This window comes from Streptomyces sp. NPDC058665, assembly GCF_042714995.1.
Taxonomy (GTDB): Bacteria; Actinomycetota; Actinomycetes; order Streptomycetales; family Streptomycetaceae; genus Streptomyces.
In genome coordinates this window covers 67735-82122 of sequence record NZ_JBHXRX010000025.1, presented here as the reverse complement: position 1 = coordinate 82122, position 14388 = coordinate 67735, and the positions used below count along the sequence as shown (strand labels likewise).

General features: G+C 68.7%; 16 protein-coding genes and 1 pseudogene. 7 read left to right on the top strand and 10 right to left on the bottom strand.

Features of this window, described 5'->3' with window-relative positions:
• Positions 1 to 41: 41 nt before the first annotated feature.
• Positions 42 to 793: pseudogene (locus ACFWV8_RS18470) on the bottom strand (NADP-dependent oxidoreductase); the annotation flags it as partial.
• On the opposite strand from ACFWV8_RS18470, the gene ACFWV8_RS18465 reads away from it, so the two are divergent.
• Positions 777 to 1118, top strand: a complete 342-nt coding sequence (locus tag ACFWV8_RS18465) for a winged helix-turn-helix transcriptional regulator (protein ID WP_384202909.1) — start codon at positions 777 to 779, stop codon at positions 1116 to 1118. The pseudogene ACFWV8_RS18470 and the gene ACFWV8_RS18465 overlap by 17 nt on opposite strands.
• 8 nt (positions 1119 to 1126) lie before the next feature.
• Here ACFWV8_RS18465 and ACFWV8_RS18460 read toward each other — a convergent pair whose 3' ends face one another.
• Entirely contained in the window at positions 1127 to 2059 is a 933-nt protein-coding gene (locus ACFWV8_RS18460; RefSeq protein ID WP_384202906.1) for an NmrA/HSCARG family protein, read from the bottom strand.
• A 110-nt stretch (positions 2060 to 2169) separates the two neighbouring features.
• Here ACFWV8_RS18460 and ACFWV8_RS18455 point away from each other — a divergent pair, with 110 nt between their 5' ends.
• Positions 2170 to 2532, top strand: a complete 363-nt coding sequence (locus tag ACFWV8_RS18455) for a MerR family transcriptional regulator (RefSeq protein WP_384202903.1) — start codon at positions 2170 to 2172, stop codon at positions 2530 to 2532.
• Between the two features lie 26 nt (positions 2533 to 2558).
• On the opposite strand, the gene ACFWV8_RS18450 is transcribed toward ACFWV8_RS18455, so the two are convergent.
• The 3 genes from ACFWV8_RS18450 to ACFWV8_RS18440 all read right to left on the bottom strand — a co-directional run bounded on the left by ACFWV8_RS18450 (position 2559) and on the right by ACFWV8_RS18440 (position 3884).
• Positions 2559 to 2759 carry a DUF397 domain-containing protein gene (locus ACFWV8_RS18450; protein ID WP_384202900.1) on the bottom strand — a complete coding sequence of 67 codons (201 nt, stop codon included), beginning with the start codon at positions 2757 to 2759 and terminating at the stop codon, positions 2559 to 2561.
• A gap of 113 nt (positions 2760 to 2872) precedes the next feature.
• Positions 2873 to 3076, bottom strand: coding sequence for a DUF397 domain-containing protein (locus ACFWV8_RS18445; protein ID WP_384202897.1), 204 nt, complete (start codon positions 3074 to 3076; stop codon positions 2873 to 2875).
• A complete protein-coding gene (locus tag ACFWV8_RS18440; RefSeq protein WP_384202894.1) occupies positions 3063 to 3884 on the bottom strand; it encodes a Scr1 family TA system antitoxin-like transcriptional regulator in 822 nt (273 codons plus the stop codon). The genes ACFWV8_RS18445 and ACFWV8_RS18440 overlap by 14 nt, the downstream gene beginning before the upstream one ends.
• A gap of 123 nt (positions 3885 to 4007) precedes the next feature.
• Between ACFWV8_RS18440 and ACFWV8_RS18435 the strand changes: the two genes are divergently transcribed.
• The 3 genes from ACFWV8_RS18435 (at position 4008) to ACFWV8_RS18425 (ending at position 5215) form a co-directional block, all read left to right on the top strand.
• Positions 4008 to 4424 (top strand): ATP-binding protein, encoded by a 417-nt coding sequence (locus ACFWV8_RS18435; protein WP_384202891.1) that lies wholly within the window; start codon positions 4008 to 4010, stop codon positions 4422 to 4424.
• A 99-nt stretch (positions 4425 to 4523) separates the two neighbouring features.
• Positions 4524 to 4826 (top strand): ArsR/SmtB family transcription factor, encoded by a 303-nt coding sequence (locus ACFWV8_RS18430; RefSeq protein ID WP_384202888.1) that lies wholly within the window; start codon positions 4524 to 4526, stop codon positions 4824 to 4826.
• The gene (locus ACFWV8_RS18425) at positions 4823 to 5215 is read left to right on the top strand and encodes a VOC family protein (protein WP_384202885.1); all 393 of its coding nucleotides are present in this window, start codon (positions 4823 to 4825) and stop codon (positions 5213 to 5215) included. Before ACFWV8_RS18430 ends, ACFWV8_RS18425 begins: the two co-directional genes overlap by 4 nt.
• 17 nt (positions 5216 to 5232) lie before the next feature.
• On the opposite strand, the gene ACFWV8_RS18420 is transcribed toward ACFWV8_RS18425, so the two are convergent.
• Both ACFWV8_RS18420 and ACFWV8_RS18415 read right to left on the bottom strand, forming a co-directional pair.
• Positions 5233 to 6873, bottom strand: a complete 1641-nt coding sequence (locus ACFWV8_RS18420; RefSeq protein WP_384202883.1) for a methylmalonyl-CoA mutase — start codon at positions 6871 to 6873, stop codon at positions 5233 to 5235.
• A 38-nt stretch (positions 6874 to 6911) separates the two neighbouring features.
• Positions 6912 to 7829 (bottom strand): class I SAM-dependent methyltransferase, encoded by a 918-nt coding sequence (locus ACFWV8_RS18415; RefSeq protein WP_384202880.1) that lies wholly within the window; start codon positions 7827 to 7829, stop codon positions 6912 to 6914.
• A gap of 292 nt (positions 7830 to 8121) precedes the next feature.
• Here ACFWV8_RS18415 and ACFWV8_RS18410 point away from each other — a divergent pair, with 292 nt between their 5' ends.
• Positions 8122 to 9084 (top strand): L,D-transpeptidase family protein, encoded by a 963-nt coding sequence (locus ACFWV8_RS18410; RefSeq protein WP_384202877.1) that lies wholly within the window; start codon positions 8122 to 8124, stop codon positions 9082 to 9084.
• 306 nt (positions 9085 to 9390) lie between these two features.
• On the opposite strand, the gene ACFWV8_RS18405 is transcribed toward ACFWV8_RS18410, so the two are convergent.
• The 3 genes from ACFWV8_RS18405 to speB form a co-directional block, all read right to left on the bottom strand.
• Positions 9391 to 10590, bottom strand: coding sequence for a hypothetical protein (locus ACFWV8_RS18405; RefSeq protein WP_384202874.1), 1200 nt, complete (start codon positions 10588 to 10590; stop codon positions 9391 to 9393).
• Entirely contained in the window at positions 10590 to 11318 is a 729-nt protein-coding gene (locus ACFWV8_RS18400; RefSeq protein WP_384202871.1) for an RNA polymerase sigma factor, read from the bottom strand. Before ACFWV8_RS18400 ends, ACFWV8_RS18405 begins: the two co-directional genes overlap by 1 nt.
• A gap of 352 nt (positions 11319 to 11670) precedes the next feature.
• A complete protein-coding gene (gene speB, locus ACFWV8_RS18395; RefSeq protein WP_384202868.1) occupies positions 11671 to 12669 on the bottom strand; it encodes an agmatinase in 999 nt (332 codons plus the stop codon).
• Positions 12670 to 13056: 387 nt separating this feature from the next.
• Here speB and ACFWV8_RS18390 point away from each other — a divergent pair, with 387 nt between their 5' ends.
• Positions 13057 to 14283 (top strand): serine hydrolase domain-containing protein, encoded by a 1227-nt coding sequence (locus ACFWV8_RS18390; protein ID WP_384202865.1) that lies wholly within the window; start codon positions 13057 to 13059, stop codon positions 14281 to 14283.
• Positions 14284 to 14388 lie beyond the last annotated feature (105 nt).

Here is a 14388-nt window from a genome sequence, read left to right as displayed (position 1 = left end):
AGTACGAGGTGCGTTGAACGAGTTCTGTCCCCACAACGGGATCAGACGGTGAGGACGAGCTTGCCCTGGAGGTGGCCGCCGTCGAGCAGCCTGTGCGCGTCGGCGACTCGCTCGAACGGGAACGTCTCCTGCACGTGGCCCGGAGTCTGCCCCGTTCGACGAGTTCGACCAGACCTCACAGAGCGACCGGATCGGGGTCGACCGCGATGCCGCTGAAGCGCATGCCGGCCGCCTCGTACGTGGCGGCGAGCTCCGAATTCTCCTCCGCGACCGCCGTCACCAAGTGCCCGACCGGGCAGAGCACTTCGAGCGACCGCTCGACGGTGTCGCCGCCGATCGTGTCGAGCACGACGTCGATGTCGCGGACCGCCTCGGTGAAGTCGACCGCCGTGTAGTCGATCACCTCGTCCGCGCCGAACTCCTCGACAAACCTCCGCTTGCTCCCACCGGCCGTCGTGATCACGTACGCGCCCAGCGCTTTCGCGATCTGGATCGCGACATGGCCGACGCCGCCCCCACCCCCGTGGACCAGGACACGGTCGCCCTCGGTCACGCCACCGAGATCCACGAGGCCCTGCCACGCCGTCAGCCCGACGACCGGCAGCGCTGACGCCTCGACGTGCGACAGCGACGCCGGCTTGTGCGCCAGGTGCAACGCCGGCGCCGACACGACCTCGGCGTACGCGCTCGCCGCCCGCGGGAACAGCGGCATCCCGAACACCTCGTCGCCGGGCCTGAACCGCCACGTCTGCGGCGCCTCCTCGACCACGCCGCTGATGTCCCAGCCGAGGATGCTCTCCGACAAGTGGACGGCGGTCGTGCTCTACGGCCTCAGCAAGGGCCCGGTGCGCCATGGCGAGTTGATCGACCTGATCGGCGGCATCTCCCGCAAGATGCTCACCCAGACGCTCCGACGGCTCCAGGCGCACGGACTCATCCGCCGCCACGCCTACGCCGAGGTGCCGCCCCGCGTCGAGTACGAACTCACCCCGCTCGGGGCGACGTTGATCGATCCGATCCACATGCTGACCAAGTGGGCGAGGGCGAACGGCGACGCCGTACTCGACGCACTCGACGCACTCGACGCCGATCCCGAGCCGGTCGCCCACAGCGACTGAGGCCCTGGTCAGCGCGGAGCGACGCCCGTGTCAGAGGAGCGGAGCGTCTCATCGAGGAGGCTCGCACCAGGGCCCGCCAGCCAGCGGTCGAAGCGCAGCAGGAAGGGGAACTCCGCGCGCAGCGCGTCGAGGTTCGCGTTTCCCGCCAGTCTGCCGTCGTCCACGAGTGCCGCCAGCTTGCCGAGGACCTCGTCCTGTGTCGGCAGGCGGCTGTAGCTGATCGGGCGGCCAGCGGCCCGGGTCAGATCCTCGGCCAGGGCCTCGCCGGTGAGAGCGTCACCGGCGATCTCCATGGTGCGGCCGGCGTAACGATCGGGTGAGCCGAAGACCGTTGCGACGATGCTGCCGATGTCGCGCACCGCGATGAACTGCATAGCCCGGTCGGGGCGCATGAGGAAGGACAGATGCCCCCGGTCGAGGCCCATTTCAGGGGTCACCAGGAGCTCCATGAACGTCGCCGGCCGAATGATGGTGCCGGCGATGTCCAGATTCCGGACATGGGCCTCGATACGGCTCTTGGTGTCGAGATGGTCCACGCCCGTTGTCGAGCCCGCGGTGACCGCCGAGCTGTAGACGAGGTGGGCGACCCCGCAGCGCTCGGCGATCTCGGCCACCGCCGCGCCGAAGCGGACCTCGTCCTCGTTGGTCACCTCGGCCCCGGTCTGGCCGGAGTTCGGCTGGACACTGAAGACACCGTGGGCGCCGGAGAAAGCCGCGCGGAGCGACTCCCGATCTCCGAGGTCACCCCGGACGGTTTCGACGCCAGTGGCGGCGAGGGCGCGGGCCCGGTTGCCGGACGGGTCCCGCACGACCGCGCGCACCCCCCAGCCATCCGCCCGCAGCGCCGCGGCGACCGCTCCTCCCTGCTGCCCCGTGGCACCCAGGACGACGACGGTTTTGTTGACGCTGGTTGAGGGGTGCGTCGGAGACGTGCTGGTCATAGGCCTGCTCCAGAGTCCGGATGGGATGGTTCGTACCGGTCTCCGCTACGCTAAAACCTGACGCCGACGTCAGGTGCAAGCGGGACATGGAGCCGAGCCAGGAGGTCGGGGTGCGAATCGGAGAGGTCGCCGCGAAGGCGGGCGTCAGCGTCAGGGCGCTGCGCTACTACGAGCAGCAGGACCTACTGCACTCCTCCCGGAACCCGGGTGGCCAGCGCCAGTATCCGGCCGCTGCCGTCGAACGGGTCAGGCTGATCCAGCGGCTCTACTCCGTGGGCCTGCCCAGCAGAACCATTCGCGAGGTACTGCCGTTCGCCGACTCCGGTGGGGCTTCACCGGAACTGCTGGAGTTGCTCGCGGCCGAACGCGACCGCCTCGACCGGCAGATGACGGACCTGCGGGCCGTGCGCAGGCGGCTGCACGACTGCATCACCGAGGCGCGCCATCAGGACGGAACGGGAAGTTCATCCTGAGGCACGCGGCGGCTCGCTCCCCAAGCTCAGGCAAGGGCCCCCGTCTTGACGGCCGAGACGAAGGAGGACCAGCCGGGGATCGGGAAGACAAGCGCGGGACCCTGCGGAAACTTGGAGTCCCGGACGGGGACGACGGGGTGGCCGTCGGCGACCTCCAGGCAGTCGCCGTTGCCGCCGCCGCTGTAGCTGGACTTGCGCCAACTTGTGAACCGCTCACCGCTGACCACGTTCGGATCCCTTCGCTACGGTACGGAACACAAACCGTAGGCCGCCCTACCGCCACCCAACGAGCCAAATTCGCGTCGGACTTCGGGACGACGGTAGGTAGACAGTCGCTTCGTCAGTGGTCGAGCGACCCGGTCTTGATCGCCGAGACGAAGGACGTCCAGCCATGGCTGGCGAAGACAAGCGCGGGACCCTGCGGGAACTTGGAGTCCCGAACGGGGATGACGGGGTGGCCGTCAGCAACTTCGAGGCAACTGCCGTTACTGCCGCCGCTGTAGCTCGACTTACGCCACCCCGCGAAGCTCTCACTGTTGACCATGTTCGTATTCCTCCGCTACGGCCCGGAACAGGGCCAGTGATTCTCTGTGAGGCAACGCGTCACTCAGCGCCAGATCGTACGCCGCCTGGGATTTGCTCACCAGGGCTGGATCGTCCATCAGGTTCCCGGTGTTCAGACCCTCAACGTACGCAATCGGAGCGGCGTCCTCAAAGCTCATTAGTTCGAGCGAGCTTTCCATCAAGGCGTGTTCCCCTGCTCCGAAGGGCAGCACATGCAGCCTCAGCCGTCCCGTCTCGGCCATGCCAACGATCTTGTTCAGTTGAGCGGCCATCGTGGCCGCCCCTCCGACGTGACGTCGGAGCACGGCTTCGTCCAGCAGCGTCCAAAGTACGGGGCCTGAGACTCCTTCAAGGATTCGGGCCCTCTCCATCCGGTTGACTACCTTCCGGTCAACGTCGTCCGTGCGGTAGTTGGGGTCGTACGAGCGGAACACCGCACGCGCGTATGGCTCGGTCTGCAACAGGCCGGGTACCAGTGTGAGAGCCCAATGACGGATCTCCACTGCTTGCTTCTCCAACTCCGCCACAGCGGAGTAGAACTGGGCGAACTTCGCGTCCAGGTCCTCCAGCCACCTCGCGAAGAACCCATCCGTCCCCAGCGCCTGGTCGATCCGCTTCGCGTCCGCCGGGCTCGGGAGGCGTCGCCCCGCCTCGAAGTGGCTGATCAGCGTTGGGGAGCACATCATCTCCCGGGCCACAGCCTCCTGCGTCATGCCCGCCGCGATACGCCGCAGCTTCAATTCCTCCCCGTACTTCTCCCGAGGACTGCGCGGCACCCGTTGCTCCATCACGCGATCAACTCCTGGCCTTGAACTGTGCGTTGTCAAGATCGAACCCCTTCCACGGTAGCCCTCGGCACCCCACTCTGTAAGTGAAATGTCACAGAGTGCAACCTAGGAGGTGGCTTCCCCATGCTGTTGAACCCCGACCACGGGGATTCCGTGGTGCTGCGTTGGAGCCGGCATCCGCGCTGCGTCGGGCTCGCGCGGTGGGAGTTGCGGAAGGCTCTCGCCGGGTGGGGGCTCGCGCCGCTCGAAGAGGCCGCCGTGCTCGTGCTGTCCGAGCTGCTGACCAACGCCGGGCGGCACGCCCGCGTTTCGCCGGGGCGGGAGATCGAGACCTGGTACCTGCGGTTGTCCGACACGCTCCGCATCGAGGTGCACGACGCGTCGTCCGACTGGCCCGAGGTCCGCGAACCGGATCTGGAGGCGCCCGGCGGCAGGGGGCTCACGCTCGTCGCCGCGCTCGCTGACAGCTGGGGAGTCAAGGACCGTAACGGGCCCGGGAAATCCGTCTGGGCCGAGCTCTCGCTTCCCGAACTCCGCTGACTTCGCTACGCGCCACTCAGCGACAGCTTCGCCGCGAAACCCAGGAACAACGCGCCAGGGAGCTTGATAGGCAAGTAACAACTTGCCTATGCTGTGGGCGTGGCCGACGACCTCTTCAAAGCGCTGGCCGACCCGACCCGCCGCATCATTCTTGACGAGCTCATGGACAAGTCCGGACAGACTCTCTTCGAGATCTGCTCCCGACTGAGCATGAAGCACCGCCTCGGCATGTCGCGCCAGGCGGTCTCCCAGCACCTCACCGTGCTGGAGTCCGCCGGTCTTGTCGAGACCAGGCGGGAAGGCCGCTACAAATTCCATGACCTGAACACGGCCCCGCTGCGGCAGATCGCCGAGCGATGGCCCGCGCCCAGCGCGTCCGCACCGAAGGAGAACGCACCATGAAGATCCATCTCACCAGCGTCTTCGTAGACGACCAGGCCAAAGCCCTGCGCTTCTACACCGAGATCCTCGGCTTCGTGAAGAAGCACGACGTCCCCGTGGGCGAGACGGACCGCTGGCTGACCGTCGTCTCGCCGGACGAGCCCGGGGGCACCGAACTCCTCCTGGAGCCCTCGGGCCACCCGGCCGTCAAGCCGTACCGCGACGCGCTCATCTCGGACGGCATCCCGCTCGCCCAGTTCGCGGTGGACGACGTGGCTGCGGAGTACGAGCGTCTGACGGGCCTCGGTGTGCGCTTCACCCAGGAGCCCCTGGAGATGGGCCCCGTCACCACCGCGGTCTTCGACGACACCTGCGGCAACCTGATCCAGATCGCGTCGGTGCCCGCGTAGGAAGCCGGCCCCGCGCGTCAGAGCGTCTCCGGCGGGACGTACGCGCCCCACACCTCCCGCAGCGCGTCGCACACCTCCCCCACCGTCGCCCGCGCCTTCAGCGCGCGCTTCATCGGAGGGAGCACATTGTCCGTGCTCTCCGCCGCCCGCCGCAGCCCGGCCAGCGCCGCTGCCACCTCGCCAGCGTCGCGCTCCGCGCGCAACGTGGCCAGGCGCGCCGCCTGTTGGGCCTCGATCGCCGGGTCGACGCGCAGCGGTTCGTACGGGTCCTCCTCGTCAAGCCGGTAGCGGTTGACCCCGACCACAACGCGTTCACCGCTGTCCTGCTCGCGCGCGACGGCGTACGCGCTCCGCTCGATCTCGCCCTTCTGGAAGCCGCGTTCGATGGCCTCGACCGCGCCGCCGAGGTCCTCGACGCGGGTCATCAGCGCCAGTGCCGCCTCCTCCAGGTCGTCCGTCATCCTCTCGACGGCGTACGAACCGGCGAACGGGTCGACGGTCGCGGTGACATCCGTCTCGTACGCGAGCACCTGCTGCGTACGCAGCGCGAGCCGCGCCGACTTGTCCGTCGGGAGCGCGATGGCCTCGTCGAAGGAGTTCGTGTGCAGGGACTGCGTACCGCCGAGGACGGCGGCCAGTCCCTGCACCGCCACCCGTACGAGGTTGACCTCGGGCTGCTGCGCGGTGAGTTGCACACCCGCCGTCTGGGTGTGGAAGCGGAGCATCAGGGACCTGGGATTCCGCGCACCGAATTCCTCGCGCATCACCCGCGCCCAAATACGCCGCGCGGCACGGAATTTGGCCACTTCTTCGAGAATCGTCGTACGGGCGACGAAGAAGAACGAGAGCCGGGGCGCGAAGTCGTCCACGTCCATTCCGGCGGCCACGGCCGTACGTACGTATTCGATACCGTCCGCCAGCGTGAACGCGACCTCCTGCGCGGGCGTCGCCCCCGCCTCCGCCATGTGATAGCCGGAGATCGAGATCGTGTTCCAGCGGGGAATCTCCGTCCGGCAGTACTGGAAAATGTCCGCGATCAGCCGCAGTGAGGGTTTCGGCGGGAAGATGTACGTGCCGCGGGCGATGTACTCCTTGAGTACGTCGTTCTGCACGGTGCCCGTGAGCGCGGCGGCCGGTACGCCCTGCTCCTCCGCGACCAGTTGGTAGAGGAGGAGCAGAAGCGCGGCGGGCGCGTTGATCGTCATCGACGTGGAGACCCGGTCCAGCGGAATGCCGTCGAAGAGGACCCGCATGTCGTCGATGGAGTCGATCGCGACGCCGACCTTGCCGACCTCGCCGCTCGCGATCGGCGCGTCGCTGTCGTGGCCCATCTGGGTCGGCAGGTCGAAAGCGACGGAGAGGCCGGTCGTGCCGTGTTCGATCAGCTGCCGGTAGCGGGCGTTGGACTCGACGGCGGTGCCGAAGCCCGCGTACTGGCGCATCGTCCACGGCCGGCCGGTGTACATCGACGGGTAGACACCCCGGGTGTACGGGTACGAGCCCGGCTCGCCGAGCCGCTCGGCCGGGTCCCAGCCGGCCAGCGCGCCGGGGCCGTAGACCGGCTCGACGGGCACGCCGCTCTCCGTCCGCCGGATCGCGCCCTCGTCGCCGCCGCCGCTGCCGCCGCTGCTGCCGCCGTCGCCGGGCTCGGGTGCCATCGCTCCGCCTCCATCGCTCGCTCTGCATCCCCCTCCCGCTACATCTTGCGCGCGACCGACTCGCGTCGCCGTGCACGCGAGCGCATCACCGCGCGTGTCACCAGCGGCGGCAGGAGGTCGATGGCGACGCGGCGCGCCCGCGCCCGCGGCGACCGCCGGGCGGGCCGGGGGTCGGGCTCGGGCGCCGGAGGCTCCTCGTAGTACTTCGAGCGGGGGAACGGCGGCGCCTCCATGCCACGCGACTTCAGCCGTACGAGCTGGTGGCCCGCGGCGTCCTGGACGCTGACGTCGCAGTCGGTGCGGCTGTCGGCCAGGGCGATCATGGCCTTGCGCAGCGGCTCGGGGTCGCCCCAGGTGGCGTACAGCTTCTGGGTGGTCAGACAGATCGGGCGCAGATCGCCGTCGAGCACCGCCTCCCAGGTGGCGAGGGCGACGCCCGGGGTGTGCTCGGAGCGGAAGTCGTCCAGGACGACGATGCCGCCGGGCAGCAGGATCTCGCGGGCCGCGACGATGTCGCCGCGGACGTGCTCGTACAGATGCGAGGCGTCGATGTGGACGAACCGGCACGAGCGCGGCTCGACCTCGCCGGGGACGACGGAACTGGGTCCGTGGAGCACACGCGGGAGTGTGTCGTGGAAGGAGAGGTAGTTCCGTTCGAAGCCCTCGCGCGTCAGCGTCCGGTAGGACCGGGACGTCTCGGCGTTGTTCGCGGCGTCCAGGGCGTCGGACTCGAAGAGATCACAGACGGTGAAGCGGTCGCCGTCACGCAGATGATGCCCGAGGAAGATCGCGCTCTTGCCCATGAAGACACCGAGTTCGAGCAGATCACCCGGCTCTCCGTGTTCCTCCTGGCGGTCGAGCAGTGTGCCGAAAATCAGCTGGTCGAGATTGGGGAACCAGCCTCGTACGTCGGCGAGTTCGCCCGGACGCGGCTTGTCGTCGTGAACGGTCGTCATGGCGATATGAACCTTCGGTGGTCGGGGCGCGCTCTCCTGGACTCCGGTTGGTCATTTCCGGTTTCGCATGGTTGCGCGCGACCGCGTCGGTCAGGAAGGCTCATCGGTCGAGACATGCTTTTCTTTCGCGGACCGGCAATGTGAAATTCATCTGCCGGTAAGTTTTCCGCGAGGGCGAGGTCATCAGGGCAACCGGAACGGGCTCTGAGTTGTCTCAGTAGATGCATGCCGGCACAGCCGGCTCGGAGATACTCGCCATCGGACAGCTCAGTGGCAGACAGGGGGACCACACGTGCCCAGACCATCAACGCGGCCCGGGACTCCGGCGCGGACAGGCCCGCGCCGACCGCGCACGGCCGCGCTGCGCGCCGCGCTCGCCACCGGTGCCGTGCTCGCTGTCACCGTGGGCTGCTCGGCCCAGGCGGTGACCGATCCGGCGGGTGCCGCCGACGACAAGCCGGGCAGCGGCAGCGGCGTCACGATCGAGCCCGCGGGGCCCGCGTCGAGCAGCCCCTCGGCGAAGCCGGCCGCCGCGTCGAAACCGCCGGTCACCCCGTCCGCCGAGCCGTCGAAGAGCGCGAGCGAGAAGCCCGCGCCGCCGAAGCCCGCGCCGCCGAAGCCGAAGATCGTTCTGGCGAGCGGCGCCGAGGGCGACCAGGTACGTGAACTCCAGGCCAGGCTCCGGCAGATCGCCCACTTCAACCGCGCCCCCACCGGCTACTACGGCTCGGTCACCGCGTCCGCCGTGACGTCGTTCCAGGCCAAGCGCGGGCTGCCGCGCAGCGGCACGACCGACACCGTCACCTGGGAGCGGCTGCTCGGGATGACAAGGAAGCCGACTGCTGCCGAGCTGCGCCCGCCGGCCGTGGAGAAGCCGGCGCCCAAGCCGGACCCGAGGTGTATGACGGGCCGGGTGATGTGCATCAGCAAGACGAGCCGGTCGCTGTCCTGGATGATCGACGGCAAGGTGATGTCGACGATGGACGTCCGGTTCGGCTCGCAGTACACGCCGACCCGCGAGGGCACGTTCAAGGTGGGCTGGAAGTCCCGGCACCATGTCTCGACGATCTACGACACCCCGATGCCGTACGCGATGTTCTTCAGCGGCGGCCAGGCGGTGCACTACTCGGCGGACTTCGCGGCCAGGGGCTACAGCGGGGCTTCGCACGGATGCGTCAACGTACGGGACGAGAAGAAGCTCGCGTCGCTCTTCGACCAGGTCCGGACCGGCGACAAGGTCGTCGTCTACTGGTGAGGGTGACGGGCGGAGCCGAGGGGAGAGGCGCGGGCGGGACCGGGGGAACGTATCCCGCCCGCGCCAATTGTGCGTCGAGCCGAAGGTACGGGGGGAACCCCGGCTCAGACGCGGCCGATGACCAGTCGGCTCACTCTTTACTGCGCCACGGGGCAGAAAAACGTCACACCGGTGTCTCGGGGGCCGATCCTGGCCGAAAATCGAGGAAAACGCGGGCGGTTCGAGTGGATGCGGGCGCGATGACCGGAATGGGTTTCGCGAGCGGATGACGGGAACCGGCCATGTGTAGGGGGCCTCCGGGCGTGCCTACGGGGTCGCTTGGTCCGTACCGGAGTTCGTGCCGTCGTCCGGCGTCACCGGGGGCTGGGACGACGGTGCGACAGTCTCGCCGGAGTCTCCGGAGTCGCCGCCGGGCCAGTCGGTCGGCGGCGGTCCGGAACCACCGTCGGTACCACCGCCATCGGTGCCACCAACGTCCGTACCACCGATGTCCGTACCACCGTCGCTGCCGCCGCCGATACCGCCATCGGTACCGCCGCCGTCGGCGGGGCCGCCGTGCTGCGGCCCGTCACCACCGCCGCTGCCACCACCACCGTCGTCACCGTCATCGCCACCGGTGCCGCCGCCGTCGTCGCCGGGAACGCCCCCGTAATGACCGTCGCCGCCCGAGCTGCCGCTCAGCAACCCGTCACAGAAGCGCTTGACACCCGCCGGCCCTCTGGCCGCTTCCTCCAGCTGCTTCTTCTTTCCCACGGCGATCGTGCCGTTGCGGTACTCCTGGCAGGCCTGGACGAGCTTGGCGTACCACTTCTCGCCGTCTCCGCTCTTCCAGCCGTCGCCGGACGTCCGCCCCTTGCCGCTCTCGTCCTTGTCCTGGCCGCCCTTCGGGCCGCCGCCCGCACCCGCCGTCGAGTGGGAGCCCGTGGCTCCGGGCACGACCGAGCCCGCGTCGCTCTCCGGCGACTCGCCCGGAAGGGGCGGCGGCCGGCTGACACCGGGGCTCGGGGATTCGGACACCAGGGGTTCCGGAGTCACGGCTCCCGAGGCGGAGTTCGACGGCCGGGGGGAACTCTCACCGGCGGACGGCGCGTACAGATATCCGGCTCCCGCGGCCACCCCGCTGAGCGCGCATCCGGCCATGGCCGCGGCCACACCCAGCCGGATCGGGCGTCCGAAGCTGGGCAGCCGTACCCGCCGCGGCTCGGGCCCGAGGCGTACGGTCCCGATCCCGTCGGCATCGGCGGCGGAGGCGGCGACGACGCCCTTGCTTCGCGAAACGGTCCGTCCCGCCGTCCCGACGGCCTGCCGGAACGCGGCCAGCGCGGCGGCCTCACCGGGCAGTTCGCCCGAGCCCGCGTCTGCGCCCCCGTCCACGGCTTCCGCCAGCACCCCGGCCAGCCGGTCGGCCTGCGCCTGGGCGTGTTCGTCGGCGGTCTCGACCGGCCGCCCGCGCAGCAGAAGCTCCGCGACGCCGTGGTTGAGCCACGTCTCACGCTCGTGCGCCATCACATGTCCTTCTGCGTCCCCGGGGGCGAATGCGTCACACCGGCGGGCTCGGGAGCGTCCTGATGACGGCCGCGCTGCGGCGGTACGGATCCGAGCTCCAGACCGGTGACCTTACCGCCGTGCGGGGTGGCACGGTCGGGGCCGTCGGGGACCTCGGGGTCCTCCAGCGGTACCGGGCTGTCGGCGCCCAGCAACTCGGCGAGCCGCTTGAGCCCGCGGTGCGCCGCCGTCCGTACGGCGCCGGGCCGCTTGCCGAGCGTCCGGGCCGCGCTCTTCGCGTCGAGCCCGACCACGACCCGCAGCACAACGGCTTCCGCCTGGTCCTGCGGCAGTTGGGCGATCAGCGCCATGGTCGTGCCGGTGGAGAGGGCCTCCATCGCCTCGTCGGCGGTGTCCGAATCGGCGGGCTTGCCGGCCAGCTCCGTCTCGTCACTGCCGGCCGCCGGGCGCCTGCCGCGCATCCGTATGTGGTCGAGGGCGCGGTTACGGGCTATCCGCGCGGTCCAGCCGCGGAAGCGGTCGGCATCGCCTCTGAAGCGTTCAAGGTCGCGGGCTATCTGGAGCCAGGCCTCAGAAGCCACGTCCTCGGCATCAGCCTCGCCGACGAGCGTTCGTATATAAGCCAGCAACCGCGGGTGCACCGCGCGGTACACAGTCCGGAACGCAGTCTCGTCCCCGTCCTGTGCCGCGAGCACCGCGGCGGTGAGCTCCGCGTCGTCCCCCAGCACTCCACACAACCTGTCTTGAATCGCGGCTGGTCACTGCCGCGCGCCCCCACGCGCTCCTGCACGCTACGGCCTCTCGGATGCCCAAGTCCATATTCTGTACAACCGGCAACAACTACCTGGCAGACCCCGGTGTGACAGAAAACGCTCTCCCGGCGCTGACATGAGTACGGGGCCGCAGAGCGTCCCCGCCTGAAGACGACCGGGGCCTCTCCTGTGGGGGGTGGCGGCCCCGGTCGTCCTCTCTGTTTCCAGCGCTCTGACCAGGCACTTTGCACGGAATCCGTGACCAGCGCGACCAACGCGTGACCAGCGGAGACCCTCACGGGGTTCGCCCCCGCGTCGAAGTTGGTAGCTAGAGTCGCCGGCCCCGTGCGAACATCGCGAGCAGGTCGAACGTGATGCCCGCGGCCGCGAGCGCCGTGATTTGCGCGTGATCGTAGGCAGGCGAGACCTCTACTATGTCCGCTCCGACGACATCGAGGTCGGCAAGGGAGAACAGCAGGAGTTGGAGCTCCCTCGTCGTCAGGCCGCCCGGCTCAGGTGTCCCGGTCCCGGGGGCGTGCGCGGGGTCGAGCACGTCGACGTCGATGCTGACGTACACGGGACGGTCCCCCACCCGCTGTCGGATGCGCTCCGCCGTACGGTCGATCCCCTGTCTGGCGACGTCGAGAGTCGTGACCGTCGCGAATCCGAGCGCGGCGTCGTCGTCGAAGTCCGATGCGGCGGGAGTGCTGTGCCGGATGCCGACGTGCATGCAGTGGTCCGCGGCGAGGAGTCCTTCTTCGAAAGCGCGGCGGAACGGAGTGCCGTGCGCGAGCGGATTGCCGAAGACGGTGTCCCACGTATCGAAGTGCGCGTCGAAGTGGACGAGTGCCACGGGGCCGAACTGCTCGTGCGCGGCGCGCAGCAGTGGGAGCGCGATTGTGTGGTCCCCTCCGATCGCCACGATGTTCCGGGCGTTGGCGTAGAGTGCCCGCGCCGCACGCTCGATCTGCTCGACCGCCCGGGGGATGTCGAAGGGCGTCGCCCCGACATCCCCCGCGTCGGCGACCTGGAGGGCCGTCCACGGCTCGACGCCGAGGCCGATGTGATACGGCCTGAGTAGTTTCGATGCAGCGCGAACTGCCTCCGGCCCGAATCGGGCTCCCGGACGATAGGTGGTTCCCGAATCGAAGGGAATCCCGAGGATCGCCACGTCGGCCCGAGCCACCTCGTCCAGGCGAGGGAGACGCGCGAAGGTCGAGGGCCCCGCGAACCGGGGAAGCTGCGCGAGCGCATCCGGCGGGCCGACGATTCCCGTCACGGAGTGGGACGCCCCAGGCGGCGTCGTGTCGGTGTCGGGTCGGGTCATCGCGAGATCCTCGGGGTCGTCGTGGCGCGCGGTCGGCCGCGCTCAGTCATCGAACCTCGGCGCGACCCCCACGGGCATGGCCGATGAAACGAAGTCGCGGGTTCCCGTTCGTACGGCGGTACTAAGGGCTGTCTGAAGTCGTGATCAATCGGCTGTTCTCAACGATTCTTCAAGCCAGATCATCGAAGGCATGGAGTTCGAGCGAGGCTGTGCTTGGCCGCAACGAGGGGGCCAGCATGTCTACCAACTGGGGGGTTACCCCGATTACCTGCCGCACCTCCGCTGCATAGCGTGATCTTCATTCCCGGTTCTGCTCAACCCGAGAGAGGAATGGCGACAATGAGGTATGGGATTCGTCGGCGCCGTGGTCGGGAAGGGAAGCGCCTCGTGGTGCTGGCGACGGTCACCGCGGCGGTTGTTTCGGGGATGACGACGGCGTCGGCGCGCGGGCTGGACGTCTCGAATGCGGAGGTGGAGCGGCCCGCTCACCGCGTCACCGCGTCACTCCGGAGTGACCTCGAGAAATACGTGGACGCTCAGGGCGCGAAGGACCATTTCTCGGCGGTCTCCCTTCGGGTGACCTACGCCGATCAGCGACCTGATGTCTCGGTCAGCGCGGGGACGACGCGCTACGGCGGCGGTCGACCGGTGTCCGGCAAAGCGCTGTGGCAGATAGGCAGCAACACCAAGGCGTTCACATCCGTGCTGCTGCTTCAACTGGAGGCCGAGGGAAAGCTGTCCCTGCGCGACAAACTGGGAAAGTGGCTTCCCCAGTATCCGGCGTGGCGCGATGTCACCATCAGGCAACTGCTGTCGATGAACGGTGGAATTCCCAGTTACACCGACCAGAGTGCGTTTCTTGACGACTTCGACGCCGATCCGTCCACGCGCTTCACACTGGAGCGTCTGGTGTCCTATGTGAAGGGCCTGCCGCTGGGTCCGGCGAAGTACGAGTACTCCAACACCGATTACCTTCTCGCGCAGATGATTGTCGAACGAGCGTCGCACGACACTTACTCCGATCGGCTCACCGAACGCATCATCGAACCTCTCGGCCTGAACGACACCTGCCTGCCCCCGGAGTGCCGTCCGGACACGGCCTCGCGCATGCCGACGCCGTACTCCACCCACTCCGTCCTGCCGAAGCATCTCGACAAACCGCTTCCGCCGCTCGGCCTGTCCTGGGCGCAAGGGGCGGGTGGCCTGGTGAGTTCACTGAAGGACATGACGACCTGGGACCGGGCACTGTACGGCGGTCGCGTGCTGCCCGCGGCCCAGCAGCGCGAGCTGGAGTCCCTGATCTCGGTGAACACCAGTAAGCCCGTCACGACCGTCACGGCCGACGATCCCCTCGGCTTCGGGCTCGGAGTCGTGAAGTACGCCCATCCTGTGACCGGGACCGTCTGGTTCTATGAAGGGGCGACTTTTGGCAGCCGGGTGCTGCACATGTACTTCCCGAAGAGCGGCATGATCATCGCCGTCGCTGTCAACAGCGCCGTCGGCGAAGGGGACACGCTGCCCGACCTCGCCGGAACCGTCTACAAGACGCTTTCGGCGCAGAATGCAAAGGCTCTCGCCCAACCGGCACCAGTAGCCCAGGAGTCAGGTTTGTGACTTCGAGGGCACACAGCATCGCCCTGGCCGAGCGCTGTCTTTCGAGCCTCGGGCCGACGGAGGGCATGAACCACCCTACTGACGTGGGAAGTTGACGACAACCGT

Excerpts from the sequence above, each read along its gene's own strand:
- ACFWV8_RS18465 (WP_384202909.1), top strand. The coding sequence starts at position 777 with ATGTCCCAGCCGAGGATGCTCTCCGACAAGTGGACGGCGGTCGTGCTC.
- ACFWV8_RS18460 (WP_384202906.1), bottom strand. The coding sequence starts at position 2,059 with ATGACCAGCACGTCTCCGACGCACCCCTCAACCAGCGTCAACAAAACC.
- ACFWV8_RS18445 (WP_384202897.1), bottom strand. The coding sequence starts at position 3,076 with ATGGTCAACAGTGAGAGCTTCGCGGGGTGGCGTAAGTCGAGCTACAGC.
- ACFWV8_RS18440 (WP_384202894.1), bottom strand. The coding sequence starts at position 3,884 with ATGGAGCAACGGGTGCCGCGCAGTCCTCGGGAGAAGTACGGGGAGGAA.
- ACFWV8_RS18435 (WP_384202891.1), top strand. The coding sequence starts at position 4,008 with ATGCTGTTGAACCCCGACCACGGGGATTCCGTGGTGCTGCGTTGGAGC.
- ACFWV8_RS18425 (WP_384202885.1), top strand. The coding sequence starts at position 4,823 with ATGAAGATCCATCTCACCAGCGTCTTCGTAGACGACCAGGCCAAAGCC.
- ACFWV8_RS18420 (WP_384202883.1), bottom strand. The coding sequence starts at position 6,873 with ATGGCACCCGAGCCCGGCGACGGCGGCAGCAGCGGCGGCAGCGGCGGC.
- ACFWV8_RS18415 (WP_384202880.1), bottom strand. The coding sequence starts at position 7,829 with ATGACGACCGTTCACGACGACAAGCCGCGTCCGGGCGAACTCGCCGAC.
- ACFWV8_RS18405 (WP_384202874.1), bottom strand. The coding sequence starts at position 10,590 with ATGGCGCACGAGCGTGAGACGTGGCTCAACCACGGCGTCGCGGAGCTT.
- speB (WP_384202868.1), bottom strand. The coding sequence starts at position 12,669 with ATGACCCGACCCGACACCGACACGACGCCGCCTGGGGCGTCCCACTCC.